This is a genomic window from Halomonas sp. DP4Y7-1 (assembly GCF_019800705.1).
GTDB classification, from domain to species: Bacteria; Pseudomonadota; Gammaproteobacteria; order Pseudomonadales; family Halomonadaceae; genus Halomonas; species Halomonas litopenaei_A.
Genome location: NZ_JAHVKS010000012.1, coordinates 116,307 through 140,302, shown reverse-complemented (window position 1 = coordinate 140,302; position 23,996 = coordinate 116,307). Strand labels below are relative to the sequence as shown.

The 23,996-nt window shown below is 62.1% G+C and carries 24 protein-coding genes; 15 read left to right on the top strand and 9 right to left on the bottom strand.

The genetic code is table 11. From position 1 onward, the window contains the following. Positions 1–46: 46 nt before the first annotated feature. Positions 47–1,114, bottom strand: coding sequence for an SDR family oxidoreductase (locus KUV72_RS18930; RefSeq protein WP_222239408.1), 1,068 nt, complete (start codon positions 1,112–1,114; stop codon positions 47–49). Between the two features lie 101 nt (positions 1,115–1,215). Here KUV72_RS18930 and KUV72_RS18925 point away from each other — a divergent pair, with 101 nt between their 5' ends. After that, complete coding sequence (locus tag KUV72_RS18925) at positions 1,216–2,166, top strand: LysR family transcriptional regulator (RefSeq protein ID WP_222239407.1); 951 nt, start codon at positions 1,216–1,218, stop codon at positions 2,164–2,166. Positions 2,167–2,486: 320 nt separating this feature from the next. After that, entirely contained in the window at positions 2,487–3,770 is a 1,284-nt protein-coding gene (locus tag KUV72_RS18920; RefSeq protein WP_222239406.1) for a lactonase family protein, read from the top strand. A gap of 278 nt (positions 3,771–4,048) precedes the next feature. On the opposite strand, the gene KUV72_RS18915 is transcribed toward KUV72_RS18920, so the two are convergent. Together KUV72_RS18915 and KUV72_RS18910 are read right to left on the bottom strand one after the other, a co-directional pair. Then, on the bottom strand, positions 4,049–5,107 hold the full coding sequence (locus KUV72_RS18915) for a DUF2955 domain-containing protein (RefSeq protein WP_315857948.1): 1,059 nt from the start codon (positions 5,105–5,107) through the stop codon (positions 4,049–4,051). Between the two features lie 43 nt (positions 5,108–5,150). Continuing rightward, on the bottom strand, positions 5,151–6,212 hold the full coding sequence (locus tag KUV72_RS18910; RefSeq protein WP_222239404.1) for an HlyD family secretion protein: 1,062 nt from the start codon (positions 6,210–6,212) through the stop codon (positions 5,151–5,153). 422 nt (positions 6,213–6,634) lie between these two features. On the opposite strand from KUV72_RS18910, the gene KUV72_RS18905 reads away from it, so the two are divergent. The 5 genes from KUV72_RS18905 to KUV72_RS18885 all read left to right on the top strand — a co-directional run bounded on the left by KUV72_RS18905 (position 6,635) and on the right by KUV72_RS18885 (position 11,588). Further along, positions 6,635–8,260 carry a glucan biosynthesis protein gene (locus tag KUV72_RS18905; protein WP_222239403.1) on the top strand — a complete coding sequence of 542 codons (1,626 nt, stop codon included), beginning with the start codon at positions 6,635–6,637 and terminating at the stop codon, positions 8,258–8,260. A 189-nt stretch (positions 8,261–8,449) separates the two neighbouring features. Next, complete coding sequence (locus KUV72_RS18900) at positions 8,450–9,511, top strand: TRAP transporter substrate-binding protein (protein ID WP_206938385.1); 1,062 nt, start codon at positions 8,450–8,452, stop codon at positions 9,509–9,511. 9 nt (positions 9,512–9,520) lie between these two features. After that, positions 9,521–10,012, top strand: a complete 492-nt coding sequence (locus KUV72_RS18895) for a TRAP transporter small permease (protein ID WP_224852048.1) — start codon at positions 9,521–9,523, stop codon at positions 10,010–10,012. Continuing rightward, positions 10,009–11,256, top strand: coding sequence for a TRAP transporter large permease (locus tag KUV72_RS18890; RefSeq protein ID WP_222239428.1), 1,248 nt, complete (start codon positions 10,009–10,011; stop codon positions 11,254–11,256). The genes KUV72_RS18895 and KUV72_RS18890 overlap by 4 nt, the downstream gene beginning before the upstream one ends. A 68-nt stretch (positions 11,257–11,324) precedes the next feature. Next, positions 11,325–11,588: a hypothetical protein gene (locus KUV72_RS18885; RefSeq protein WP_261317570.1), complete on the top strand. Its 264-nt coding sequence runs from the start codon at positions 11,325–11,327 to the stop codon at positions 11,586–11,588. Positions 11,589–11,596: 8 nt separating this feature from the next. Here the strand turns inward: KUV72_RS18885 and KUV72_RS18880 are convergent, their stop codons facing one another. After that, complete coding sequence (locus tag KUV72_RS18880) at positions 11,597–12,637, bottom strand: LacI family DNA-binding transcriptional regulator (protein WP_222239402.1); 1,041 nt, start codon at positions 12,635–12,637, stop codon at positions 11,597–11,599. A 264-nt stretch (positions 12,638–12,901) separates the two neighbouring features. On the opposite strand from KUV72_RS18880, the gene KUV72_RS18875 reads away from it, so the two are divergent. From KUV72_RS18875 to KUV72_RS18860, 4 genes are all read left to right on the top strand, one after another. Continuing rightward, the gene (locus tag KUV72_RS18875) at positions 12,902–13,876 is read left to right on the top strand and encodes a TRAP transporter substrate-binding protein (protein ID WP_222239401.1); all 975 of its coding nucleotides are present in this window, start codon (positions 12,902–12,904) and stop codon (positions 13,874–13,876) included. Positions 13,877–13,989: 113 nt separating this feature from the next. Continuing rightward, complete coding sequence (locus tag KUV72_RS18870; RefSeq protein ID WP_222239400.1) at positions 13,990–14,496, top strand: TRAP transporter small permease; 507 nt, start codon at positions 13,990–13,992, stop codon at positions 14,494–14,496. A 5-nt stretch (positions 14,497–14,501) separates the two neighbouring features. Further along, positions 14,502–15,794 (top strand): TRAP transporter large permease, encoded by a 1,293-nt coding sequence (locus KUV72_RS18865; RefSeq protein ID WP_206938377.1) that lies wholly within the window; start codon positions 14,502–14,504, stop codon positions 15,792–15,794. Between the two features lie 147 nt (positions 15,795–15,941). Then, positions 15,942–16,892, top strand: a complete 951-nt coding sequence (locus KUV72_RS18860; protein ID WP_206938375.1) for an NAD-dependent epimerase/dehydratase family protein — start codon at positions 15,942–15,944, stop codon at positions 16,890–16,892. Positions 16,893–17,009: 117 nt separating this feature from the next. On the opposite strand, the gene KUV72_RS18855 is transcribed toward KUV72_RS18860, so the two are convergent. Further along, a complete protein-coding gene (locus tag KUV72_RS18855; protein ID WP_222239399.1) occupies positions 17,010–17,615 on the bottom strand; it encodes a DUF938 domain-containing protein in 606 nt (201 codons plus the stop codon). Between the two features lie 120 nt (positions 17,616–17,735). On the opposite strand from KUV72_RS18855, the gene hutC reads away from it, so the two are divergent. Beyond that, on the top strand, positions 17,736–18,443 hold the full coding sequence (hutC, locus tag KUV72_RS18850) for a histidine utilization repressor (RefSeq protein ID WP_206938371.1): 708 nt from the start codon (positions 17,736–17,738) through the stop codon (positions 18,441–18,443). A 188-nt stretch (positions 18,444–18,631) separates the two neighbouring features. On the opposite strand, the gene uraH is transcribed toward hutC, so the two are convergent. After that, complete coding sequence (gene uraH, locus KUV72_RS18845) at positions 18,632–19,042, bottom strand: hydroxyisourate hydrolase (RefSeq protein ID WP_222163205.1); 411 nt, start codon at positions 19,040–19,042, stop codon at positions 18,632–18,634. Positions 19,043–19,054: 12 nt separating this feature from the next. After that, a complete protein-coding gene (locus tag KUV72_RS18840) occupies positions 19,055–19,552 on the bottom strand; it encodes a heme-binding protein (RefSeq protein ID WP_315857947.1) in 498 nt (165 codons plus the stop codon). 150 nt (positions 19,553–19,702) lie between these two features. Here KUV72_RS18840 and KUV72_RS18835 point away from each other — a divergent pair, with 150 nt between their 5' ends. After that, the gene (locus KUV72_RS18835) at positions 19,703–20,374 is read left to right on the top strand and encodes a heavy metal response regulator transcription factor (RefSeq protein ID WP_222163204.1); all 672 of its coding nucleotides are present in this window, start codon (positions 19,703–19,705) and stop codon (positions 20,372–20,374) included. Next, positions 20,371–21,744 (top strand): heavy metal sensor histidine kinase, encoded by a 1,374-nt coding sequence (locus KUV72_RS18830; RefSeq protein ID WP_222239398.1) that lies wholly within the window; start codon positions 20,371–20,373, stop codon positions 21,742–21,744. The genes KUV72_RS18835 and KUV72_RS18830 overlap by 4 nt, the downstream gene beginning before the upstream one ends. Before the next feature lie 191 nt (positions 21,745–21,935). Here KUV72_RS18830 and KUV72_RS18825 read toward each other — a convergent pair whose 3' ends face one another. Then, positions 21,936–22,244 carry an AzlD family protein gene (locus KUV72_RS18825; RefSeq protein WP_222163202.1) on the bottom strand — a complete coding sequence of 103 codons (309 nt, stop codon included), beginning with the start codon at positions 22,242–22,244 and terminating at the stop codon, positions 21,936–21,938. Further along, positions 22,234–22,962: an AzlC family ABC transporter permease gene (locus KUV72_RS18820; protein ID WP_222163201.1), complete on the bottom strand. Its 729-nt coding sequence runs from the start codon at positions 22,960–22,962 to the stop codon at positions 22,234–22,236. Before KUV72_RS18820 ends, KUV72_RS18825 begins: the two co-directional genes overlap by 11 nt. Before the next feature lie 113 nt (positions 22,963–23,075). Here KUV72_RS18820 and KUV72_RS18815 point away from each other — a divergent pair, with 113 nt between their 5' ends. After that, positions 23,076–23,942, top strand: coding sequence for a LysR family transcriptional regulator (locus KUV72_RS18815; RefSeq protein WP_222239397.1), 867 nt, complete (start codon positions 23,076–23,078; stop codon positions 23,940–23,942). The last annotated feature ends 54 nt before the right edge of the window (positions 23,943–23,996 follow it).

Below are 23,996 nucleotides of genomic sequence, written 5' to 3'. Positions count from 1 at the left end.
GGCCTGTTATGGCCTGGCCCGAACGTGCGGCGACAGCGATGTTGGCTTACGCCACCGGTGGAATCACCCGCTCCGCGATCAAGCGGTCGAACAGGTCGAGGAAGACCGCCCGGGTCTCGCGATGCTCGTGGAAGCCAAACTCGCGGCTCTTGTTGATGTCGTTCACGCATTCCTGGGTGCGGCCAAGGTCGCCGTCGGTGTGCCACCAGGACACCAGCTTGCTGACATCGTCCTGGACCAGGTCATGGCGCTTGGCAATGTCCTTCCAGGTGTCCTCGATACCGGCCATCTGCTCGGCCAGAGGCTGTGGGGTCTGGGGGCAATCACCCACCTCGAGGCCGAAGTACTCGCCAATCTCCCGCCACATCCGGCGCCAGCGAAAGGTGTCACCGTTGACCGTGTTGAAGGCCTGGTTGGCCGCTCCCGGCGCCAGCGCGGCCCATTCCATCTGGCGGGCCAACAGCAGGGCATCGGTCAGGTCCGTCAGGTAGTTCCACTGCTGCTGTGACCCCGGGAAGATGAACGGCCGACCGGTGGCCCGACAGATCGAGGCATACACCGCAAGCGTGGTGCCCATGTTCATGAGGTTGCCGGAGGCGTAGCCGATCACCGTATGGGGACGGTGTACGTTCCAGCGGATGCCGTAGCGTTCCGCCACCTCCAGCATGATGTCTTCCAGGGTGTAGTAGAAGTTGGGACCCGGCACCCGCTCAGCGGACTCGCGAAACGGCGTCTCCACCTGGCCGCTGCCATAGGCTTCGAAGGATCCCAGGTACTGCTTGGTGCCCGTCACCAGAGACACGTGCTCGAGGCGCGCAGGGTCCAGCGCGGCGAACAGGTGATTCATCATGGCGCCATTGGCCTCGACGTTTTCCCGCTCCGTGCTGCGCTGTGTCCAGGTGCAGTAGAACACGTGGCTGATCGGCAGCCCTGCCAGGGCGTCGGCGGTGGCCTGCGGATCGAGCAGGTCAGCCGCGACCGGGATGACGCCGCTGGTGGTGGTGCCACTGCGCGACATGCCGTAGACGGTCCAGCCACTGGCGACGAGGTACTGGGCGAGGTTGCCACCGGTGATGCCGGTCGCACCGACAACAAGTGCGTTGCCTTTCTGCATGAAGATATCCCTAGACGGTAGCCGTCGTTGTGGATTGACGGTGTCCCATTGTGGACCTATAAACACTTGCGACAATCGCTATGATGGCAAAGGTTTATTGCATGAAAGGCAACGTTGACCTGAACGCGCTACGCACCTTCCGGCTGGTCGTGGATGCTGGCGGCTTCACCGCCGCGGCACACCGCAGCCATCGTGCGGTGTCATCCATTTCACGGCAGATTCAGACGCTGGAGCGCAGCCTGGGGCAAGCCCTGTTCCACCGTCACACCCGCGCGGTGGAGCTAACCGAGGCAGGCAAGCACTACATCGAGGCGATTCGTCCTGTGCTTGCCGACCTGGACGCGGCCACGGAGAACATCACCGCGGCCAAGGATGAACCGGCCGGCACGCTGACCATCAACGCCCCGGTCGCCTTTGGCGAGCGCCAAGTCGTGCCGTTGATTCGTGGCTTCTCCCGGCGCTACCCCAAGATCACGACAGAACTACGCCTGACCGACCAGTTCGTCGACCCGGTGCGCAGCGCAGCCGACGTGACCTTTCGCGTCGGCCCATTGACCGACTCCAACCTGGTCGCACGCACGCTGGCGCCCATGCGCTATATCGTGGCGGCGTCTCCTGACTATCTTGCGACAGCTGGCACCCCGACATCTCCGGCCGCCCTGCTCGACCACGACTGCCTGCGCTACCAAGGTGAGTACGGCCGCCAGCGCTGGTTCTGGCGCCAACCTGACGCGGCGGACTTTCAGCGCCTGGACGTGGACGGCTCGCTGCACAGTGACGATGCGCCGAGCCTTCGCCACGCCGCGGTACTGGGCCAGGGCATCGTGCTGTTTCCATCCTGGATGATCGCCAAGGAGCTGGATGAAGGCAGCCTGGTAGCGCTGCTTAACGAATGGCAGTGGGAGGTGGCCCCGGAAGAGCGGTCCATTCACCTGCTTTACGCCGCGTCTCGCCTGGGGCCGCGCAAGGTGGCGCTGTTCGTCGACTACATCACAGAACAGGTCGGGGACCCGCCACTATGGGACCGCCGTCCGTTGTCCCAGGACCCGTAGGGCTCGTCTGAAAAGTGCCTGCGCTCGGTAATACAGCGTTAAAAATAGGCTGGTGCGCCAGCCCGGTCAAAATGCTCATTTACACCCCGTAAACTGCGCTTTTTCACCGATTTTTGCCTTGTCTAACCTTCGCTCGCCGACTTTTCGGACATCGCCTAGCCATAGCACGGAATTGCGCATCTTCCGCGAGCAACGCTCGTTTGACGACAGTTAAAAGCCTTCATGGCCGCCATTCTTGCCTAAGATTTACCTGAACTAAGCGCCTGTCGAGCACAGTTTGACGGGCAGCCCCAGGAGCAGGCCGAGGAAGAGGCACCCCTATGAAGACACCCGTCGTAATGACAGCGCTGCTGCTCTCGGTTTCCCTGCCGACCATGGCCAAGGAAGTGACCGGGGGCGTCTACGTCGCCACCAACCATCAGCAACAGAACTCGCTGGTGGCCTGGCGTCAGTTTGATGACGGCACCCTGGAAAAGATCGGCGAATACCCCACCGGTGGCGCTGGCAACGGCATGGATGGCGGCCTTGATCCGCTGGGATCGGCCTATGGCGTCTGGCGCTCCGCCGACGACCGCAACGTGCTGGTGGCCAACATCGGCGATGGCACCCTGTCATCGCTGCACGTACAAGACGACCTGACGCTTACCCTCAACAACGTGGTTGACGCTGGCGGGGCCAAGCCCAAGGCCATCGATGGCCATGCCGGGCTGGTGTACGTCGCCAGCACCAATGGGGCCAACGACGAGCCCGGCGTGATCAAGGGCTTCACCATCGATGGAAACGGCCAGCTGACGGAGCTGGCCAACTCACTGCGGGCACTGGACGACTCACCGGTCAGCATGGAATTTACCGAGGACGGCAAGTACCTCACCGTGGTGGGCTTTCTTACCGGTATGGTGCACGTCTACGCGGTCGACGACGATGGCCTGCTGTCGCAGACGCCAGTATCCAGCCTGCCGTCGCCGCACCTGTCGGAAGACCGCTTCTTCGCGCTGCCCATCGGCACCAAGCTGATCACTCGGCCCGATGGCCACAGTACCCTGCTGGTTACCGAGACCCGCTATATCACCCAGGGTTATCAGTTCCATCCCTCCTCGGATGAGAGCAAGGCCAAGTACCCCTTTCTGCATGAGTACGAGGGCCAGACGGGCTCGATGTCATCCTATGACATCGACGCCGACGGCAAGCTCACCATGGTGTCGGCGGATGTGATGACGGGAACCGACATCTGGGGTGGCGAGCAGGCCGCCTGCTGGGTCACCACCTCGGCGGACGGACGCTACGCCTGGACCACGAACTCCCACACGTCCAGCCTGTCGACCTACAGCATCGACCCGGAAGATGGCAGCATCGCCCTGCTCGAGGAAGCGGCCTATCGGGCCGAGGACTACAACGAGTACTTCGCCGACATGGACCTGAGCGCCGACGGCCACTATGTCAACGTCATCAGCGGTAACACCGGCAAGACCTGGGTGTTCGAGATCGACCACGACGATGGCAGCCTGTCGGTGGTCGACGCCTATCCGGGCAGTGCCGAGGTGCACTCCTACGGGCTGGTGACCATACCGGTACCGGGCGAAGAGACGCTGGCCAGCAATGAGTAGATTGGCGCAGAGGCCAACTGCCTGACGCCAGCGAGACGTGACGAACGACACTATCGACACACTATCGAATAGGGTCGGATGGGGTCGGAAAGGGTCGGATAGGGGGCCGTAGAGGTACGGCCCCCTATCTGCACGCGTAGGCTGGCCAGGCGATGGGCGTCTTAAGCAGGATGCCAAGAGCGTCAGCGGCGTTTATCCACTAACACTCACCCACTCAGCCGCTAACACTCAACCACCCAACCACTAACACTCAATCACTCATAGTCCGCCGAGAAAGCTCAGCCCTGATCGTCGTCGCCGCGACTGGATACCGCCGGCCACAGATCCAGCAATCGATGCAGCACGGCCATGGCCACCAAGGTCGCCATCAGGGCGACGCACATCGAGCTGAACCGGTACAGCGCATCCACCACCAGGTCCTGGTTGGGGCGAAGATACTGGCCAAACAGGATGCCCAGCGTCGTCAGCCCGCCAAAGCCGATACCCGACCCGGCCTTTTCGATAACGTGCTCGCGAGCAAACAGCAGCAGGCCAATGCCGTAGGCCACCAGCACCAGCGGCAGGTGACTGCTCTTGGTGAACAGAATCAACTGCAGCAACAGCGCCAGGTTACAGCCCAGCAAGGTCCCTATCGCCCGACGATGAGCAGACGCCTTGGCGCCGTGATAGCCAAGGGCGAACAGAATCAGGATGGTCGCCATCTGCGCCGACAGGGAGTCGCGCAGATCGAGCAACTGAAACACCAGAAACGACAGCGTCGCGGTAATCGCGCCAATCAATGCCTGATGACGCTGCAGCGACACGCTCTTGAGCTGGGGCGGAGGCGGCTGGCGCGGGTCAACGTCAGGAAAGACGCTATGCATCAGCGCCGCGATCGCCACCGCCAACAGGCTGGCTACGGTATTGCTGGTCAGCAGGTCAAACAGGTCGAGATCGGGATAGCTGGAAAAATGCAGCATGATGCTGAGGGTCAGTACCCCATTGGCACCAAACACGAACAGCGGCCCGCGCGCCATCAAGGTGAAGCGCCCCAGAAACATCAGGAACACCAGGCCGGTCATCACCGCGGGAAGGTGCTGGGTCAGGCCCACCACCAAGCTGATCTCCACCACGTTGAGACAGGCATTGCCCAGGAACTGACGCACCACATGGGCATTGAACACGGGGATGATGCCCAGCAGAAACATCGGAAACACGGTAAAGAAGACGCCGTAGTTCCAATGCATCAACTGGCTGACCAGAAAACCGATCCAGGCGCCTACCGCGATGCGCAGGCACTGGCGCAAGTCGTTGCGGCTGAGTTTCGACGGCCGCGGTGCGGGCTTGTCGCTCGGCACGGGCGTATCAGACGACCGTGCACTGTCAGAGGATCGAGAGCGATCAATAGACATAGTGAAGCCAGGACATCAGCCGCACTTGCAAGGCCCCCAGCGGATGGGCGATGGGGTGGTCACCGGGAAACAGCTGCACGGTGGCACGAGCCCCTGTCGGCAGCCGTTGAGGCACATCATCGGTCAGCGTCAGATGCAGGCGCAGACGCTGCGCATCGCGCAGCCAACGGTCGGTGGTCGGTATGTCCGCCAGGTTGCCATCGGCGCTGACCTGGCCATCGCGGACACCGGCATCACGCTGTTCGACCCGGGCACTGAACACCTGGCCGGGCAGGCCATCAAACACGATCCTGGCATCATCACCGGCCGCGACCTTGCGCAGACTCTTTTCGCGAAAGTCAGCGATCACGTCCAGCTCATCGGAAATCAGCGCCACCAGCGGCTGCCCCTGGGTGGCGTAGTCGCCCACTTCCAGCTGCAGGTTACTGATGACGCCGGAATGCTGGGCGCGCACCACGGTGTGCTCCAGGTCCAGGCGGGCCTGATCCACCGCGTTACGCGCCTGCCGCAGGCGCAGGTTGGCGTCGCCTTCAGCCCCCAGCTCCACCTCAAGGCGCGCCACTTCCGCTTCGGCTGCCTTGACCTCTGCCTGCGCCTGTCGATCGGTGGCCACCAGGCCATCCAGCCGCTGCCGCGAGATACTGCCCTGGCCAATCAAACGCTCACCGCGACTGCGCTCCTGGCGGCTCTCCTGTGCTCGCGCCCTGGCGGCATCCAAGGTCGCTCTGGCGGAGGCGATGCTCGCGCTCAGGGTGTCATTTTCCTGGCGCGCGGCCTCCCGCTCTAGCTGCGCCTGCTCCAGCGCCAGCTCGAACGGCGCGGGATCCAGGCGAAACAGCACATCGCCAGCCTCGACATGGACATTGTTGGACACGTCGACACGGGCCACCGGGCCACTGACTTCCGGCGCAATACGCACGACCGGACGCATGACTCGCGCTTCCGGGGTCATCGGCATGTAGGTATCGGCCACCACAAAATAGCCAAACATCAGGACAAACAGGCCCAAGGCCAGGCGCACTAGCCACTTGAAGCGCTGATCGGGGGTCATGGGGTTCCTCTTGCTCTAAATCGCTCACTTCGCCGTCATCCTTCCCTGGGGGGCGGCGGTGATGCGCCATGCACAGGTCAACGTGCCCAATGCTTCGCTTGATGAGCGCCCAGGGCGGCCGCGAAGACTAGCATTTAATTAGCATGGTAACAATAACAGACACATTTGCCCCGCCATCCTTCCCCGCCATCTTTCCTACGACACCTTTCCCCTTCGCTGCCTTTCCCCTTCGCTGCCTTCCCCACGGATCTATCGACGCATCGGCTGCTGGCGGTCACCGCGTCGACGATCTTCCCATCGGTGAACCTTTGCTGATTCGAGCAGTCGTAGCGCTGGATGCTCGGGTCCTGCCTGGCCCGTACCGCGCACTTCACAGCAGCCACCTGCTGACACGGCATTTGCTCACCACAAGGATGATGGACATGCAGCGACGTGATTTTCTGAAGGCCGCCACCGCGCTAAGCGCCTATGCCCTGCCGATTTCCCCCCTGCTCGCGGCGATGGACCAGCGCCTGAACACCACCGGCGACAAGGTGGCCTTTGACTACGCCTGGCTCAAGGGCTTTGCTCGGCACCTGTCACAGCAGCCCCACGACGATCACGAGGGCGAACTGCCTGAACAGCTGAAGTCGCTGTCCTGGGACGATTACCAGTCCATCGGCTATCGCGCCGACCACGCCCTGTGGAAGGACAGCAATGGCCCCTACACGGGACAGCTGTTTCATCTGGGCAGGGGCTTTACCACGCCGGTGAGGATCTACCAGGTCAGCGAGGGGCAGGCCCAGGAGCTGGCCTACGACCCCGAGCTGTTTCGCTTTGGCGGTGAAAACGACAGCCCGGTCGTCGATACCGACGCGCTGTCGCCGCAGCTCGGGTTTGCGGGATTCCGCCTGCACCATCATCAGGACCCGGAGCGCGATATTGCCTCGTTCCTTGGCGCCAGCTATTTCCGCGCGGTCAGCCAGAGCATGCAATACGGCTTGTCGGCCCGCGGCCTGGCCATCGATACCGCCCGCGATACGCCGGAGGAGTTCCCGGACTTCACCCGCTTCTGGCTGGAGCAGCCCGACGGCGACAACAGCGTGATCGTCTATGCGCTGCTCGAGTCGGAAAGCACCACCGGGGCCTACCGCTTCGACATCCGCCGCAATGTTGAAGGTGTGGTGATGGATGTCGCCGCCACGCTGTATCCACGCAAGGCCATCGAACGACTGGGCATCGCACCACTGACCAGCATGTACCTGGTCGGCGAGAACGACCGCGACGTCAACTACGACTGGCGCCCCGAGATCCATGATTCCGACGGCTTGAGCATTCACACCGGCGACGGCGAATGGCTGTGGCGTCCCCTGGTCAACCCCTCCAGCCTGCGCTACAACGCCTACGCCGCCACCGATGTTCAGGGCTTTGGCCTCGCCCAGCGCGATCACGACTTCGACCACTATCAGGATGACGGCGTCTACTACGATCGCCGTCCCAGCGTCTGGGTCGAGCCCACCGAAGGCTGGGGGGAAGGCAGCATCGACCTGGTGGAGTTGCCGGCCAAGGACGAAACCTTCGACAACATCGTGGCCTACTGGCGCCCACAGACACCGGTGGAGCCGGGCCAGGAGCTGCGCTACTCCTACCGCCTCAGCTGGTATGACCTGCCCGCCCGCCAGCCCAGCCTGGCCCGCTGCGTCGCCACCCGCACAGGGCTTGGGGGCGTCGTCGGCCAGCTGCGCGAGTACTTCAGCTGGCGGTTTGCCGTCGACTTCCGTGGCGGGCCTTTCCCCTTCGACGACGACCAGGAGGTGGACGTGGAGGCCGTGATCGAGGCCAGCGCCGGCGAGATCGAAATCACCTCGGCCCGCCCGCTGGCTGCGATCCAAGGCTACCGCGCCATGTTCGACGTCGTACCACCGGACGACGGCAGCGAGCCGATCAACCTGCGCCTGTACCTGCGTGACAAGGACGGCAATCCCCTGACCGAGACCTGGATCTATCAGTGGACACCGCCCCCCGCGGATCAGCGTGAACTGCACAACGCCGATCACCTCAAGGGCTGATGGCACCTCTCCCCCCGAATTGACCGCGTGGCGCCGCTTCCGGCATGATTCCTTGTGGCTGAAGACCTTCAGCCTCTAAATAAAAGCCCTTAAAAATCAAGGTGCGTTATCTTCCCGTCCGAATCATCTCGATGATTCGGCTCGGGATGAGGCGCCCTGCTTCGCTGAACACGACTCCAAGGAAGTGTCATGACACGCCATCTCGCGTCACGCCGGTCCTCGCCCTTCGCCCTCGCTACGCTCACCGCTGCCATCGCTGCGGGTTCTGTGCTCGCCGCCCCTGTCGCCCTGGCGGACGACTTCGCCGACATGGACCCGATCACTCTGCGCCTGGCCCACGTGGTCAACGAGCAGGATGGCTTTCACCTGGCCGCCACCAAGTTCGAGGAACTGGTAGAAGCCGGTACCGATGGCAAGGTCGATGTAGAGATTTTTGCCAACGCCACCCTGGGTGATGAGCGCACGCTGCTGGAAGGCATGCAGATCGGCACCGTCGACATGGGCGTGATCACCAATGGTCCGGTCGCCAACTTTGTCGAGCCCATGGCCGTGTTTGAACTGCCGTTCCTGTTCGCGTCACCGGAAGAAGCCTACTCGGTGCTGGACGGACCGATCGGCAAGGAGCTGCTCGACAAGCTGGCCGACGTCAATCTCAAGGGCCTGGCCTACGCTGAGCGTGGTTTCCGCAACCTGACCAACTCCGAGCGTCCGGTGAAGACCCCAGAAGACATCGAAGGCCTGCGCATCCGCGTGATGGAAAACCCGGTCTACGTCGACACCTTCCGCGAGCTGGGTGCCAACGCCGTGCCCATGGCCTGGACCGAAGCCCTGACGGCCATGCAGCAAGGCACCATCGACGGCCAGGAAAACCCGATCAACGTGGTCCACTCGTTCAAGCTCAACGAGACCCAGGACTACATGACGCTGTCACGCCACACCTATGCCCCCGCCATCTTCGTGATGGGCATGCCCAGCTGGCAGAAGCTGCCCGAGGCCGCCCAGGAAGTGGTGGCATCGGCCGCGCAGCAGGCAGCAGAATACGAGCGCGAACAGAACGCGGCCATGGCGGAACAGCAGTTGGCCGAGCTGCGCGAGGCAGGCATGACCATCGAGGAATCGCCGGATATCGCCGCCTTCCAGCAGGCGGTAACGCCAGTATACGAGACCTACGGCGACCAGTTCGGTGACTACCTGCCGCGCATTCAGGAAGCGCTGGGGCAGTCTGCACAGGCGCAACAGGAGTCAAACTAAGTGCTGTCCCTGCTCGAACGTCTTGAGCAGGGACTCGACGCCGTCACGCGCCCCGTGGTGTTTATCGCCATGGCGGCGCTGATTGGCGTCATTTCCCTGCAGATCGTCTCACGGGTGGCCTTCACCGCCGTCGGCTGGACCGAAGAGGTCGCCCGCTTCCTACTGGTCTGGATCACCTTCCTGGCCGCCACCCTGGCCTATCGCTCCGGCCGCCACATCGCCGTCACTTTCGTTGTGGATGCCCTGCCCGGCGTCAGCGGCAAGGCGGCTCGCCTGTGCGCGCACCTGTGCGTCTTGGTGTTCCTGGTGGCGCTGGCCATCATCGGCTGGAACTACATGCAACTTCAGAGCTTTCAGAAGTCAGCCTCACTGCGCCTGTCGATGACCTGGGTGTATGCGGTGATGCCGCTGACGGCGGTGCTGATGGCGTGGACCACCCTTGTCGCGATACTCAACGAGATCGCCGGACGGACGACCGCCCACCATGGGGGTGACGCCTGATGCTGCTATTGCTCATTGCCTTCTTCGTGTTGATGCTGCTGGGCGTGCCCATCGCCTTCACCATCGGTGCCAGCACCCTGGCCACGCTGGTCATGCAGGGCACGCCGCTGGCCGTCGTGCCGCAACAGATGTTCCAGGGCATCAATACCTTTGCGCTGGTGGCGGTGCCGATGTTCATCCTGACCGGTGACCTGATGGCACAGGGCGCGGTCAGTCGCAAGCTGGTGGACTTCGCCGACAGCCTGTTCGGTTTCCTCAAGGGCGGTTTGTCCCTGGTCTCGGTACTCGCCGGCATGTTCTTCGCCGCCATCTCTGGCTCAGGTGCTGCCACCACCGCAGCGGTGGGATCCAGCCTGGTGCCCGAACTCAAGCGCAAGGGCTACGATCCGGCCTCTGCGGCCAGTCTGATCGCGGCCAGCGGCACCATCGGGGTGGTCATCCCGCCATCGGTTCCGATGATCATCTATGCGGTGATCGCCCAGGAGTCGGTGTCCGATCTGTTTCTGGCGGGCTTCCTGCCAGGACTGGCGATGGGGCTCGGACTCGGCGGGATTGCTCTGGTCCAGGCCCATCGACGTCAGTATCCCCACGGTAGTCCGCTGTCACTGGCGACCATTGCACGCACCTTGCGCGCCGCCAGCTGGGGACTGATGACACCGGTCATCATCCTGGGTGGCATCTTCTCGGGCATCTTCACTCCCAGCGAGGCGGCGGTCGTCGCGGTGGTCTATGCGCTGCTGGTGTCGCTGTTCGTCTATCGCGACCTCAGTCTCAAGGACGTCTACCGCGTGATGATCCAGTCGGCCATCACCACCTCGGTGATCATGCTGGTCATCGCCACCTCCGCGGTGCTCAGCTGGACACTGTCGAGTGCGCAGATTCCGGCTCAGATCGCGTCATCGGTGCTGTCGCTGTCGACCAATCCCTACATCGTGCTGCTGCTGGTCGTGGCGGTCATCCTGCTGACGGGGGTGTTTATCGAGACCGCCAGCGCCTTGATCATCCTGACACCGGTACTGCTGCCGTTGGTCACACAACTCGGCATCGACCCGGTGCACTTCGGCCTGATCATCGTGGTGGGGCTGGCCATTGGCATGATCACGCCCCCGGTGGCGATCAATCTATATGTCGCATCGTCGGTGACGCAGCTACCGCTTGAGCGCATAACTCGGGCGATTCTGCCCTATCTGCTGGGGTTGATCGGCGTGCTGCTGCTGGTGGTCTATGTACCGCTGCTGATCTAGCCCTCAGCAGGTATACTGATGCATCACGAGCCGTCCCAAGGCCTCGTCGCCTCTGACAGGGAGTCAACATGCCCGATTTCACACCGCTTCACCTGGCCAGGTCAGGCCGCACGCCTGCAGCGCAAGGCCGTAGCGCGCGGCTGGTGCTGTCCTGCTCGTTGCTGGCCTGCGTGCTGCTGGCCAGTCTGAGCGGGTGCACCACCTACTCCTACGATGACGGCCGCAAGGAAACCGTCTGGGGGGTGCCGCCAGTGGATGAGCACAAGTCCGAGCAGGAGCGCCAGCGTGAAGGGGTGATCTACCGGGAGCCCGGGGTGGTACCGGATAACTGAGCAGCGCCTCAGGTACTGCCCCCTTCCACCAGGGTGAAGCCCAGGTCCCGCACAGGCTCCGCTGGTGTCATTCCCTCCAGTCGCTGCAGCAATAGCTCGGCTGCCTGTCGTCCCATGTCACTGCGCGCCACCGCCAGTGTCGTAAGTGGGGGCGACAGGTGCTCGGCCAACGGCAGTCCCAGATAGCCCCCTACCGCCAGCTCGTCCGGAATACGGATGCCCTGCTTGCTCGCCGCCAGCAAGATGCCGCTCGCCAGGATGTCGTTGGAACAGGCCACCGCGTCCGGCCGGGGAGTCATCGCCAGCAGGTCTGCCAGCGCCCTCGCCCCCACCGCGTAGGACGCAGGCTCGGCGTATTCAAGTACCGGCCCTTTGGACAGGCCCGCCTCAGCCAGCGCCTGCTGGTGTCCCTCGAGTCTCTGGGCTGCACGATAGTCATGCCCCAGATGGGACCCAGCAAATACGATCCGGCGATAGCCCTTGTCCAGCAGGTGGCGCGCCATGGCACGCCCCAGCGCCAGTCCATCGACGCCCACGTTCATGTCGATGGGATCTTCCCCCACCTCCATGATTTCGACCACCGGACGCCCCCATTCCTTGAGGCGGGTGATCACCCGAGGGTGATGGCGCAATCCGGTCAGGATGACACCCGAGGGTGAATAGCCCAGCACGGTGTCGACCAGCCCTGCCTCGCGATCCAGATCCCAGTCGGTGGTGGCCAGCAGCATCTGATAGCCGGCGGCCTCGAGCCGTTTCTGGATGGCGTCGATGACTTCGATAAAGGTCAGGATGGCCAGCGATGGCACGATCACCGGAATCACCCGGGTACCCGCGGCGGCCAGCCCCCCCGCAATAAGGTTCGGTACATAGCCAAGAGCCTCTACCGCCGCATCCACCCGCGCCTTTACCGCTTCTGAGACCCGCCCCGGCGTGTTCAGCGCTCGCGATACGGTGATGGGCGCCACGCCAGCCTGGCGCGCCACATCCGCCAGGGTGACGCGGCCCTGACCACGATGACGCTTGCGTGAACGACCTTCCTGTCTGTCCATGGGGTTCCTCGATCTCGCTTGTCGTGCCCGCGACCGTCCGCTTTGCGGGAAAGCGGCCTCGGGCTGTAAAACACATAAGGACATCATCCCCGTCCTGCTGCGCAGTGTAACCCAAGACCAAAGTATGGGTAGCGCTACCATCAAAATGGTAGCGCTACCCAAAGTCCATCGACTACCTTGGTGGATGACGCCAGGGCATACCCTCGTTTGCCCGACTTTCCCGCTGAGCCGTCACGCCGCTCACGTTCCGAGGAGATAATCACAATGAACCCACGCCGCCTCACCCCACTTGCGCTTGTCACCGCCATTTCTCTGGCTTCCGCCGGCACCGCCGCAGCCGAGGATCTGGCTATCGCCATCCATACCGATCCTTCCCATGCGATGTTCAAGATCGGTGAACGCTTGAAGGACACCATCGAGTCCAATACCGATGGTGAGCTGACCGTCACCTTGCTGGGTACCGAGGTGGGCGGTGAACGGGACCACCTCGAGGGAGCCAGCTACGGCGAGTACGCCATTGCCCTGGGCGGTTCCATGCCCATGACGCTGTACGCCCCCGAGTTCGCTGCCGCCGACCTGCCCTTCGTCTATGACTCCAGCGACCAGGCGCGCAAGATCTATGAGGGAGAGATGGGCGAGGCGCTCAACCAGAGTCTGATCGCCAAGGGCAACATGCGCCTGGTCGGCCTGTCTGCCCGCAACCCTCGCAACCTGACCGCCAAGACAGCGGTCGAGACCCCGGAGGATGTCAGCGGCGTGCGCATGCGCGTGCCGGAGATTGCTCCCTGGGTCGCGGTGTGGGGTGAGATCGGTGCCCTGCCCAGCCCCATCGCCTGGCCAGAGGTGTACACCTCACTGCAGACCGGCGTCATCGAGATGCAGGAGAACCCGGTCGACAACATCTACGCCGGTAAGCTCTACGAGGTGCAGGACTACGTCAGTCGCACCGAGCACGTTTATTCCTTCTTCCACTGGCTGATGAACGAAGACCTGTATCAGGAGCTGTCCGACGAGCATCGCCAGGTAGTACTGGATGCGGTTGCCGATGCCACCGCCTGGGGCGACCAGCTGGTGGCCGATGGCCAGGCCGAGCTGTATCAGAAGCTTGAGGAAGAAGGCATGCAGATCGTGGAGCCGGATGTGGCCGCATTCCGCCAGGCGGCACGACCAGCGGTCGAGCAGATCGCCCAGGAGTACGACCCCGCCGTGCGTGACTACGTGCTCTCGCTGATCCAGTAATCGGGGCAGCGGCCGTCTCGCCCCGGCACCTGAAGGCTGCCAAGGCCTGGGGCGGGACGGCTGATGCACCGCCTGCTGCCGCTGTCATTCGTCAGCGGCCCACGGAGATATCCATGACGACCAATTCGACCCTGGCCAAGGCGCTAGGAGCCTTCTGGTGGCTGTTGACCGCTGTCGTGGTCGGCGCCTTCGGCCTGATGCTGCTGGTCATGGGCATTCAGGTCATCTCCCGCTACGCCCTCGGCGTGGCCGTGCCCTGGACCGACGAAGTCTCGCGCTACCTGTTCCTGGCCGAAATCTTCCTCGGCTCGGTACTGGCCCTGCGCTATCAGGAGCACATTCGCATCACCATCGTCACGGACCTGCTCTCAGCCAGGGCGAAACGCGTGGCGGCGATGCTTGCCGACATCGTCAGCATCCTGGTGCTGGCCATGATCATGGGCGGCGCCTTCAACATGATGGAGCGTACCGCCGGCGTGTTCGCCAGTACCTTCGACATGAGTTTTTCCTACCTCTACCTGATGCAACTGATCGCCGCCGGACTGATGGTACTGCTGCTGGTAGAGGACTTTATCGAGCGTCTGACGACACCTGACCCTCGCGACGGCGACAAGGAGTAAGCACCATGGAAATTTTCGCCATCATGTTCATCGGCTTGATCGTGCTGCTGATGCTCGGCGTGCCGGTGGCCTTCGCGATGATTGCCTCCTCGGCTGCGGTGCTCGCCTACACCCGTGGCTTCACCGAGATTCCGCTGGAAATGATCGCCCAGCGCACCCTGTATGGGGTCAACAGTTTCACCCTGCTGGCCATTCCGGCGTTTCTGCTGATCGGCAGACTAATGAACTCGGCCGGCATCTCGGACCGGGTGTTTGACGTCGCTCGCTGTGCCGTCGGCCATCTGAAAGGCGGCCTGGGCCACGTCAACGTGCTCGCCAGCATGCTGTTCGCGGGCATGTCGGGCTCGGCGGTGGCCGATGCCGGTGGCCTGGGCGCCGTCGAGATCAAGGCCATGGAAGACGATGGCTTTCCTACCGACTTCAGCGCCGCGGTCACCGCCAGTTCCGCGACCATCGGGCCGATCATTCCGCCCAGCATTCCTGCGGTCATCTATGGGGCGCTGGCCAATGCCTCCATTGCTGCGATCTTCCTTGGCTCGATTCTGCCGGGGCTGTTCATGGGAGCGGGCCTGATGGTCATGGTCGCGGTGATCTCACACCGCCGCGGCTACCCGACCCGCGCCCGCGCTACCCTGGCGGAGTTCATGCGCGCGCTGTCCCGTGGACTGCTGCCGATGCTGACGCCGGTGATCATCCTGGTGGGCATCCTGTCTGGCCTGTTTACCCCGACCGAGGCGTCGGTGGTGGCGCTGCTGTACTGCCTGATCATCTCGTTCTGCGTCTACCGCTCGATCAGCCTGCGCGAGTTTTTCCAGATCCTTCGCGATACGGCCATCGATACCTCGGTGCTGCTGCTGATCATCGCCGGCAGTGCCTTGTACAGCTGGATCCTGGCGCGCTATCAGGTCACCGCGCTGGTGGCGGACTTCCTGCTGGCCACGGTCAGTGACCCGGTGGTGCTGTTACTGCTGCTGAGCCTGTTCATTCTGCTTATCGGCCTGTTCATCGACTCGGTACCGGCGCTGTTCCTGCTGACGCCGCTGCTGGTGCCGGTGGTGGTCCAGTACGGCATCGATCCGGTGCACTTTGGTGTGGTGATGATCTTCAACCTGATGATCGGACTGATCACGCCACCGGTGGGCACGGTGCTGTTCGCCATCCAGAAGATCACCGACCTGCCCTTTACCGCCCTGGTGCGCGCCACCTTGCCGTTCTACATCCCGCTGGTGGCGGTGCTCATCATCATCACGCTGTTCCCGTCCATCGTGATGTTCCTGCCCAACCTGATGCTGCAATGAGTCAGCCTCGGGCCTGGCCTGTGGCCTGACCGGTCACGGGTCGCCGCCCTGGCCTCAGTTCTGGTTTCAGTTCTGGCTTCAGTTCTGGCCTCAGCCTTCAACCTCATTCATCACCCCCAGTCCGCACCTTTGCGAAGGAGTTCTGTCATGGCTGTTTTGATCACCGGTGGCCTCGGTCACGTCGGTTCCTGGGTCGCCACCCTGCTCGCCCGTCGCGGCACCAAGGTCATCATCTGCGACATGGCCGCCCCCCACGTTGACCGTATGGGCCTCGACTATCTGGATGACGTTCGCGACAACATTCACTTCGAGGCGGTGGATGTGCTGGATACGCACACACTGTTCGAGACCTTCCTGCGCTACAAGGATGAGCTGGAAGGCGTCATCCACGGCGTTTCCGTCATCGCCGGCCCGTTCTTCCAGACTCGTCCGTTCAAGCATCTATCGATCAATGCCATGGGCACCCTCAACGTCTACGAGACCTGTCGGCTACTGGGCATCAACAAGGTCGTCAACATGAGCTCCGGCGCTGTCTACGGAGACGCTGCAGGCCCCCAGGTCGAGACCATGCCCTACAAGGCCACGGACCTGTACGGCGCCACCAAGATCTCCGGCGAACTCTACGGTGACCAGTACAGCGAAACCTTCGGCATGGACATTCGCCAAGCCAGGCTGTTCTTTGTCTATGGGCCCGGCAAGCGTCCCTCGCACATGCATGCGGTCTACCAGGCCATGTTTGGCCCGCTGGAGGGGCTCAGCAACGTTACCCCTGCCAATGGACGCGACCAGACCACCGACTGGACCCATGTGGAAGATACCGCCAGCGGCATCCTGGCGCTGTTCGACGCCCCCAGCGTGCCGCACCGCCACTACAATATTTCCTGTGGTGTGCCGGTGGCTCACCAGCAGATTGTCGATACGGTTACAGAGATGCTGGGGCACGACAGCGGCATGCGCCTGGGGCCTGGCCCGTTCGTGGTGCGTGGAAGCCCGCTGGATATCACCCGCGCCCGGCAGGACCTTGGCTTCGAGCCCCGCTTCACCGACATCCGCGAAGGCCTCGAGGACTACCACCGATGGCTCAACAACGCGGGTTGAAACGACGCTTGCGCTGCGCGGACTGACCCGCATTGTGAGCGATTCATGACATCTGAACGTGACGAAGCCACCGCGTAGGTGGCCTCGTCTGTCACTGCCCTCGGCTGACGCGGGCGCTTAACCCCGCCGGAAGACCAGCGCCAGGTTGTTGGCCGGCAACGAATGAAGCCCCTCACGGCTCAGCCCTGCACTCGCGGCCAGCTCAGTCACCGCTTCAAGGTCGCGAATCCCCCACTCGGGATTGCGCCGCTTGAGGTCCTCATCGAAGGCGACGTTGCTCGGCGCCGTGTGCTCGCCATGAAGCCGATAAGGGCCATACAGCAACAGCACGCCACCCGTGGCCAGATGAAGAGTCGCCTTCTCCATCAGCGCAGCCGTTACCACCCACGGCGAAATATGGATCAGGTTGATCGCCACCATGGCGTCAAATTGCTGCTCTGGCCATTCACTCAAGACGTCACGGCGCTGCGCCGCCAGCAGGTTGTCACGACCATCGGTCAGCGATTCACGCCAGGCCTCGATGGACGCCAGCGCCGGCTCGGAAATATCGGTTGGCTGCCACATCCAGCCAGGCCGGCGCTGGGTCATGTACAGGGCATGCTCGCCAGTGCCGCTGGCCAGTTCAAGTACCCGCGCCTGTGGGCCAAGGTAGTCCTTGAGCACCTCGAAGATGGGTTCACGATTGCGCAGGGCAGCCGGGCTGGAGAGCCGAGCATCGGTCATGCAGAGATACCTCAGAGAAAATCGATGACAGGTACGCAGGATGTACGAAGGCCGGTGCCAACGAGGCCCTGCCTCGGTACACTAACGCCATGTACTCTTGTTCACCACCAAGGACGGCACATGGCGCGTAACCAGCCCCGCTACCTCGAGATTCAACAGCACATTCTCGCCAAGATCCAGCGGGGCGAATGGCCAACGGATCATCGCATCCCCGGCGAAGAGCAGCTGGCATTGGATTTCAATGTCAGCCGCATGACCGCCAACAAGGCCATTCGCGAGCTGGTCCAGCGCGGTTACCTGACGCGCCAGCCCGGTGCCGGCACCTTTGTCACCGAGCGCAAGGCCGAGTCCTCGCTGATGGAAGTCCACAACATTGCCGAGGAGGTACAGGGTCGCGGCCATCGCTACCATGCTCGGGTAGAGGCGGCGGAGGCCATCGACGCCAGCGAAGATGTGGCGCTTCAGCTGGGCATGCGCCATGGCAGCAAGGTGTTTCACACTCGCATCGTCCACCATGAAAATGACGTGCCGATCCAATTGGAGGAGCGCTTCGTCAATCCACGCCATGTCCCCGACTATCTGGCCACCGACTTTACTCGGCTGACGCCTCACCAGGTGCTGATACAGGCCTGGCCGATCACCGATATCGAGCACGTGGTAGAAGCGGTGTTGGCGACGCCCGATCAGGCGGCCGCCCTGTCCATTACCACCCAGGAGCCCTGCCTGCGCCTGCGCCGTCGCACCTGGTCCAACGAGCTGTTGATCAGCTACGCCGTGCTGATCCATCCAGGGGACCGCTACACGCTGCGCTCTGCCTGGAAGGACTAGCCACCACCTGAACCATTGGCGCTCATGCAAAATTCAATGCAGGCCTCAACCTGGCCCAGACGCTGCTGGCCAGCTCGTCGTCACGGGCGTGCGGGAACTCACCAGACAATACGTATCTTGTTCATACAGCCCCCGGCAGCGAAAACGCGACCGGGGGCTGTGCTTGGACTCTTACCCAACTCAGCGTGTCAGCTACCGCGATAGGTTGAGTAGGCGTACGGACTCAGCAGCAGCGGAATGTGGTAGTGCTGGTCGACATTATCGACCTCGAAAGGAACGGTTATTTCAGGGAAGAAGGTCGAGATGTCCTGCTCTTTGTACCAGTCACCGGTTTCAAAAACCGCCCGATACACACCCGGCTCAAACGTGTCGCCCTCGGGGAACAGCGCCGAAATACGTCCATCTTCACTGGTCGTAGCAGTGGCGACGGTGACCCAGCCATTGTCCGTCTGCTGTTCCAGCTTGACCTCGACATTCGATGAGGGCGTGCCCGTCTGGGTATTGAGTACGTGAACGCTGATCGGGTTGCTGGCCGCCATCGCCAGCGTCGAGACACCGCTGACCAGCACGGCAGCGCCTAAGGTTCTCAGAGTCTTCATGTCGTTCTCCTGTTATTGGTCCTGTGGCAGGGTCCGGTTGATTCCCTCGAGTGCACATCCCTCATCGGTCGCTGAGCCACCGGCACCGGCCACACCGACGGCACCGATAACCTCACCGTTACTCCTGATAGGAACGCCACCGCCCAACAAGAGCAGGTCGCTGACGGTGGCCAAGTTTTGCGATTCGGGATGGTTGCGCGCAGACTCTGCAAGTTCACGAGTCGGCGTTTTCGTGGAAAGCGCCGTAAAGGCCTTGCGCTGGGCAGCCTGCGTATTGTGGGGACCGATATTGTCATCCCGCTGCAGCGCTACAAGATTGCCACCGCGATCGACTACGGCGACCACCGCTGTATGCTGATCGGCATGACAGGCGTCGAGGGTGGCCTCCACGACCTGCTTGGCCAGCGCCAGAGAGACATCGGGATGCATGTCTATGTCGGTCGATTGCGCCAGCGCTGCACTTGTACACAGTGCACCCAGCAGCAACGACCATCGAGCCTTGTGAATCACGTCAATCGTCTCCTACAGCGTTGTCCTCGTTGGGGTGGCCAATATCGTCCACATGACCGGCCAATACCATTACTGCCGGATGACAGATTTGTAATGGTACCCAGCGGAAAAAACGCCGAAGATGAACCGCGATAAACACAGGGGATGACGGTGCGTATTCTGGTCGTAGAAGATGAAATCAAGACGGCAGACTATTTACACAAGGGCCTGAGCGAGTCCGGTTACCGCGTGGATGTCGCGCATGATGGGCTTGCAGGACAGCAGCGAATCCGCAGTGAACATTTCGATCTGATTATTCTCGACGTCATGCTACCGGGCATGAACGGATGGCAGCTGCTTCAGTTCATCCGCAGCCGCTGGCAGACACCGGTGCTTTTTCTCACGGCTCGTGACGCTGTGGAGTATCGCGTCAAGGGGCTTGAGCTTGGCGCTGATGACTATCTGGTAAAACCCTTTTCCTACGTAGAGCTTCTGGCCCGAGTTCGCACGTTGTTGCGGCGAGGCCCGCCCCGTGAGACACAGTTGTTCAGTGTGGGTGATCTGTCTCTGGATCTCGTTCAGCACCGTGCCATGCGCCAGGGTCAGTCGATTCATCTCACCCAAAAGGAATTCGCGCTGCTGCACCTGTTGATCAGTCACGAAAACGAGGTTCTTTCACGTACCTATATCGCCTCACAGGTGTGGAACATGAACTTCGAGAGCGACACGAATGTTGTCGATGTGGCCATTCGCCGCCTGCGCGCCAAGGTAGACGAGCCCTGGCCTCATCGCTTGATTCATACGGTACGTGGCATAGGCTACGTGCTGGGTCTTGAACCATGAGCCGAATCACTGGCTCTTTGACGCTCCGGTTGGCGTCTTTATTTGCACTGGTCGTCGGATTGCTGCTGAGCGCTCTCGGCCTCTATCTCTATCACTCCCTGTCTAACGAGATTAGCTGGCGTGACGATCAGATGCTGCGAGGTCGCCTTGAGCGAATGCTCGTGCTACTGGACAACAGTGCCAGCATCGAGGCACTTCGTCAGCGCCCCAGGCTATATGCCAACATGCTGGATAATCGTGAAAGCGTGCTCTGGGTGCTGACGGATGACGGCCACCCTTTGATTGAAGTCAATCCGATGCATCAGGCGGTGCCTGAACTGACAGGTCGTGATGAGGTGCAGCTACGCACCGTCGACAACGGGGTCCCGGCAAGACTTGCCTGGGTCGCAGCCCGCCTTGATGGCCGACAGGTCACGCTAATCGCCGGCAAACGTCTTGCCGAGCGTAACCGTATGCTGACGAGCTACCGTGGCAAACTGTGGCTGTCACTGGCAGGAGGGTGTCTGGCGGCCTTCTTGCTTGGCTGGATCGTAACACGGCGCGGACTGGCCCCTGTCCGACGCTTGGCGGCACGCGCGGCCACCATCGATACCGAGCATCTCCATCATCGATTGCCCGTACACTCGGACGTCAGCGAGCTGCGTGACTTGAGTATGGCGCTGAACGGCATGTTGACGCGACTCGAGGCCGGTTTTCTGCAGCTTTCACGTTTCTCAGAGGATCTCGCCCATGAGATGCGAACTCCCCTGACCAATCTCATGGGGCAGACACAGCAGCGGCTACGTCATGACCGGACCGGAGAGGAATACAAAGAGATACTGATTTCCAATCTGGAGGAGTTTGAAAGGCTCGCCCGCATGATCGACAGCATGCTCTTGCTGGCCCGCAACGAGCAGCCTGGTGCAACCCTTGATCGACGGGCGGTCGAGCTTCACGACATGGTCGAACAGCTATGCGAGTACTTCGAAGGCATGGCCGAAGAACGCAGTATGAGGTTGATCAATCGGGCTCAGGGTCGCCTCGCTGCCGATCCGGATCTGCTCCGGCGGGCGCTGGCCAACCTGATCGCCAATGCTCTGCGTTACGGCCAGGAGCACACCTCCATCATCATCGATCACCAGCAGATCGATGGCCTGCACCATATCAGTGTCTTCAACCAAGGAGCGCCGATTCCAGAGGTTCATCTGCCGCTGTTGTTCGAGCGCTTCTACCGTGTGGATGCGTCGCGCCATACCCCAGGCGACTCCGGCGGATTGGGACTGGCGATCGTGCGCTCCATTGCTCAGCTTCACGGCGGTCTGGCGAGAGTCAGCAATGAACCAATGGGAGTGCGCTTCACGTTATGTCTCCCGCTATCGGCTCCCTCCTGAATAGAGCAGAGCAAGAAATCAGTGCAGGCGAGCAGGCAGCCGCGTATACCGATGCCCGCCTCTGCTCAGAAAAATAGAAATGTTCATGACAGGTCATGTGCAACACGACTTTCTAAGACGCTGAATCGCGCTTGCCAGGGGAGCGTTGGCGGCCAGTGGCGAAAGCTTTGGTTGTTGGCGCTTCGGTATGGCTACATCTGGCGAAAAAAAGCCGCTACAAGAATTCCCCCGGCAATCGCGATCAAGGGCTTTTTCACCGTAAGCATCATCACGGCGGTGGTCAGCAGTGCCAGCCGGGCACCATGGTCACCGGTGACCGCCAGCGGTGCGAGCAGTGCCACCAGCACAGAGCCAGACATGGCATGGATGAACCGTTCGATGCGATAGCCAATGGGTACAAAGGACATGATAAAGACGCCGCCCCATCGGGTCGCCAGCGTCACCACTGCCATGATCAGGATGATAACGAATGCGCTCAGGCTGCCTGTCTCAATGCTCATGGTCATGACGCTCCCCACCGAGGCCAGCCAGGCCGCCGGCAATAGCCCCTACGACCACATGGGTGTTTTCGGGCAGGTAGCGGTAAGCCAGTAGTGAAGCACATGCCGCCACCGTCCAGATCACCAGCATCCGCAGGTTCTTCTCACCGCTTACCACCATGGCGAGAAGAAAGCAGCCCATCACCATGTCCAGGCCCAGGCTCGCGGGGTCGCTTATCGCGTTGCCAAAGTACAGCCCTAGCCAGGTGCCGAGGACCCAGAAGCCCCACAGGGCGACGCCTCCACCCAACAGCAGTCCCAGCCCCGGTCGGCCCTGGCTGAATGCCTGCATGGCCATGGCCCAGTTGGCGTCGGAGGCCACCAGCATCACGCCGTAACGCTTCGCTGGCTTGAGCGGCTGCAACCAGGGGTAAAGCGTCGCCCCCATCAGCAGGTGGCGGGCATTGATCGCGAATACGGTGAGAATCATCGTAAAGAGTGGCAGCTGCGCGCCCCACAGCTCCAAGGTCGCGAACTGCGCATAGCCGGCAAACACCAGGGCACTCATGGCGATGATGGAGGTGTCGTTCAATCCAGCCTGAGTCGCCGCGAGGCCAAAGGCGGCACCAAAGACGATGACAAATAGCGAAATGGGCAACAGTTGCAAGAACCCTTGCCAGGCTAGCTCCCCGTCCAGACGATGCAGCGCCACCTCATGTGTCGTCATCTCATTGACCATGCCGTGCTCCTCCTGTTGCGGGGCATGGCCGTCACTATGCTGCCGCCCATCTGTTGATGAAAGCGAATGATTTTGCTACTTAGTATTCGAATATCGAATACGAGTGACAACCTATGGCCTATCAGGATCTGCAGATTGACTGGCTCAAGTGCTTCGTCGCGGTGGTGGATGCCGGCTCGTTGTCTGCCGCCGCGCCGGCGGTGCATCGCTCCCAGTCGGCGGTCAGCATGCAGCTCAAGAAGCTGGAGGCGGCATTGGGCCATCGCCTGCTGGAACGGGGGCCACGGGCACAGCAACTGACTCCGGAAGGTCAGCGGCTACTGGGTTATGCTCGACGGATGCTCGATCTGCACACCGAGACCCAGGCAGCATTTCACGGCCGAGCACTCACCGGGCGTGTTCGCCTCGGCGTGCCGGATGACTATGCGGCTAAGTATTTGACTCCGGTGTTAAAACGCTTCGCACCGCAGCACGGCGCCGTCGAGATAGAGCTGAGCTGCGAGCAGTCGACCGCGCTGATTCCCCGGGTGGAACGCGGCGATCTGGATCTCGCGTTGGTCTCGCGGGACCAACCACGCCACGGCACCCTGCTGTTCCACGAGCCGATGGTATGGGTCGGCTCGCCTCAATTCCCCACCTGGCGGCGTGATCCTCTGCCCATCGCCGTCTACGAGAGCGAAAGCCTGGCCAAGCGCACCGCCATCAATGCCCTGGCCCTGCAGGGGCGTCGCTACAAAGTGGTCTATAACAGCTCAAGCCTGGCGGGACAGATCGCCGCGGTGGAGAGCGGACTCGCCGTGGCCGTGCTGACCCAGTGCAGTGCCCCACCCCATCTGGAGATCCTTGGCGGCAAGCAGGGCCTGGGCCCGCTGGACCCTATGGAGGTAGCGGCCTATCGCAGCCCGGCCTCGCAGGGCGCCGAAGCCGTCGACAGCCTCTACCAGCTGATGGTCAGGACCCTGCGCAGCACGGTGATGTGAGCCGCCCACCATTTTGTCACCCCAAGGCCGGATGCATGGCATCCGGCCTTCGTC

Coding starts and splice junctions, on each gene's coding strand:
- KUV72_RS18920 (WP_222239406.1), top strand. CDS start 2,487: ATGAAGACACCCGTCGTAATGACAGCGCTGCTGCTCTCGGTTTCCCTG.
- KUV72_RS18820 (WP_222163201.1), bottom strand. CDS start 22,962: ATGGTCAATGAGATGACGACACATGAGGTGGCGCTGCATCGTCTGGAC.
- KUV72_RS18855 (WP_222239399.1), bottom strand. CDS start 17,615: ATGACCGATGCTCGGCTCTCCAGCCCGGCTGCCCTGCGCAATCGTGAA.
- KUV72_RS18910 (WP_222239404.1), bottom strand. CDS start 6,212: ATGACCCCCGATCAGCGCTTCAAGTGGCTAGTGCGCCTGGCCTTGGGC.
- KUV72_RS18865 (WP_206938377.1), top strand. CDS start 14,502: ATGGAAATTTTCGCCATCATGTTCATCGGCTTGATCGTGCTGCTGATG.
- KUV72_RS18885 (WP_261317570.1), top strand. CDS start 11,325: ATGCCCGATTTCACACCGCTTCACCTGGCCAGGTCAGGCCGCACGCCT.
- KUV72_RS18880 (WP_222239402.1), bottom strand. CDS start 12,637: ATGGACAGACAGGAAGGTCGTTCACGCAAGCGTCATCGTGGTCAGGGC.
- KUV72_RS18825 (WP_222163202.1), bottom strand. CDS start 22,244: ATGAGCATTGAGACAGGCAGCCTGAGCGCATTCGTTATCATCCTGATC.
- KUV72_RS18925 (WP_222239407.1), top strand. CDS start 1,216: ATGAAAGGCAACGTTGACCTGAACGCGCTACGCACCTTCCGGCTGGTC.
- hutC (WP_206938371.1), top strand. CDS start 17,736: ATGGCGCGTAACCAGCCCCGCTACCTCGAGATTCAACAGCACATTCTC.
- KUV72_RS18815 (WP_222239397.1), top strand. CDS start 23,076: ATGGCCTATCAGGATCTGCAGATTGACTGGCTCAAGTGCTTCGTCGCG.
- KUV72_RS18860 (WP_206938375.1), top strand. CDS start 15,942: ATGGCTGTTTTGATCACCGGTGGCCTCGGTCACGTCGGTTCCTGGGTC.
- uraH (WP_222163205.1), bottom strand. CDS start 19,042: ATGAAGACTCTGAGAACCTTAGGCGCTGCCGTGCTGGTCAGCGGTGTC.
- KUV72_RS18870 (WP_222239400.1), top strand. CDS start 13,990: ATGACGACCAATTCGACCCTGGCCAAGGCGCTAGGAGCCTTCTGGTGG.
- KUV72_RS18830 (WP_222239398.1), top strand. CDS start 20,371: ATGAGCCGAATCACTGGCTCTTTGACGCTCCGGTTGGCGTCTTTATTT.
- KUV72_RS18900 (WP_206938385.1), top strand. CDS start 8,450: ATGACACGCCATCTCGCGTCACGCCGGTCCTCGCCCTTCGCCCTCGCT.
- KUV72_RS18905 (WP_222239403.1), top strand. CDS start 6,635: ATGCAGCGACGTGATTTTCTGAAGGCCGCCACCGCGCTAAGCGCCTAT.
- KUV72_RS18930 (WP_222239408.1), bottom strand. CDS start 1,114: ATGCAGAAAGGCAACGCACTTGTTGTCGGTGCGACCGGCATCACCGGT.
- KUV72_RS18875 (WP_222239401.1), top strand. CDS start 12,902: ATGAACCCACGCCGCCTCACCCCACTTGCGCTTGTCACCGCCATTTCT.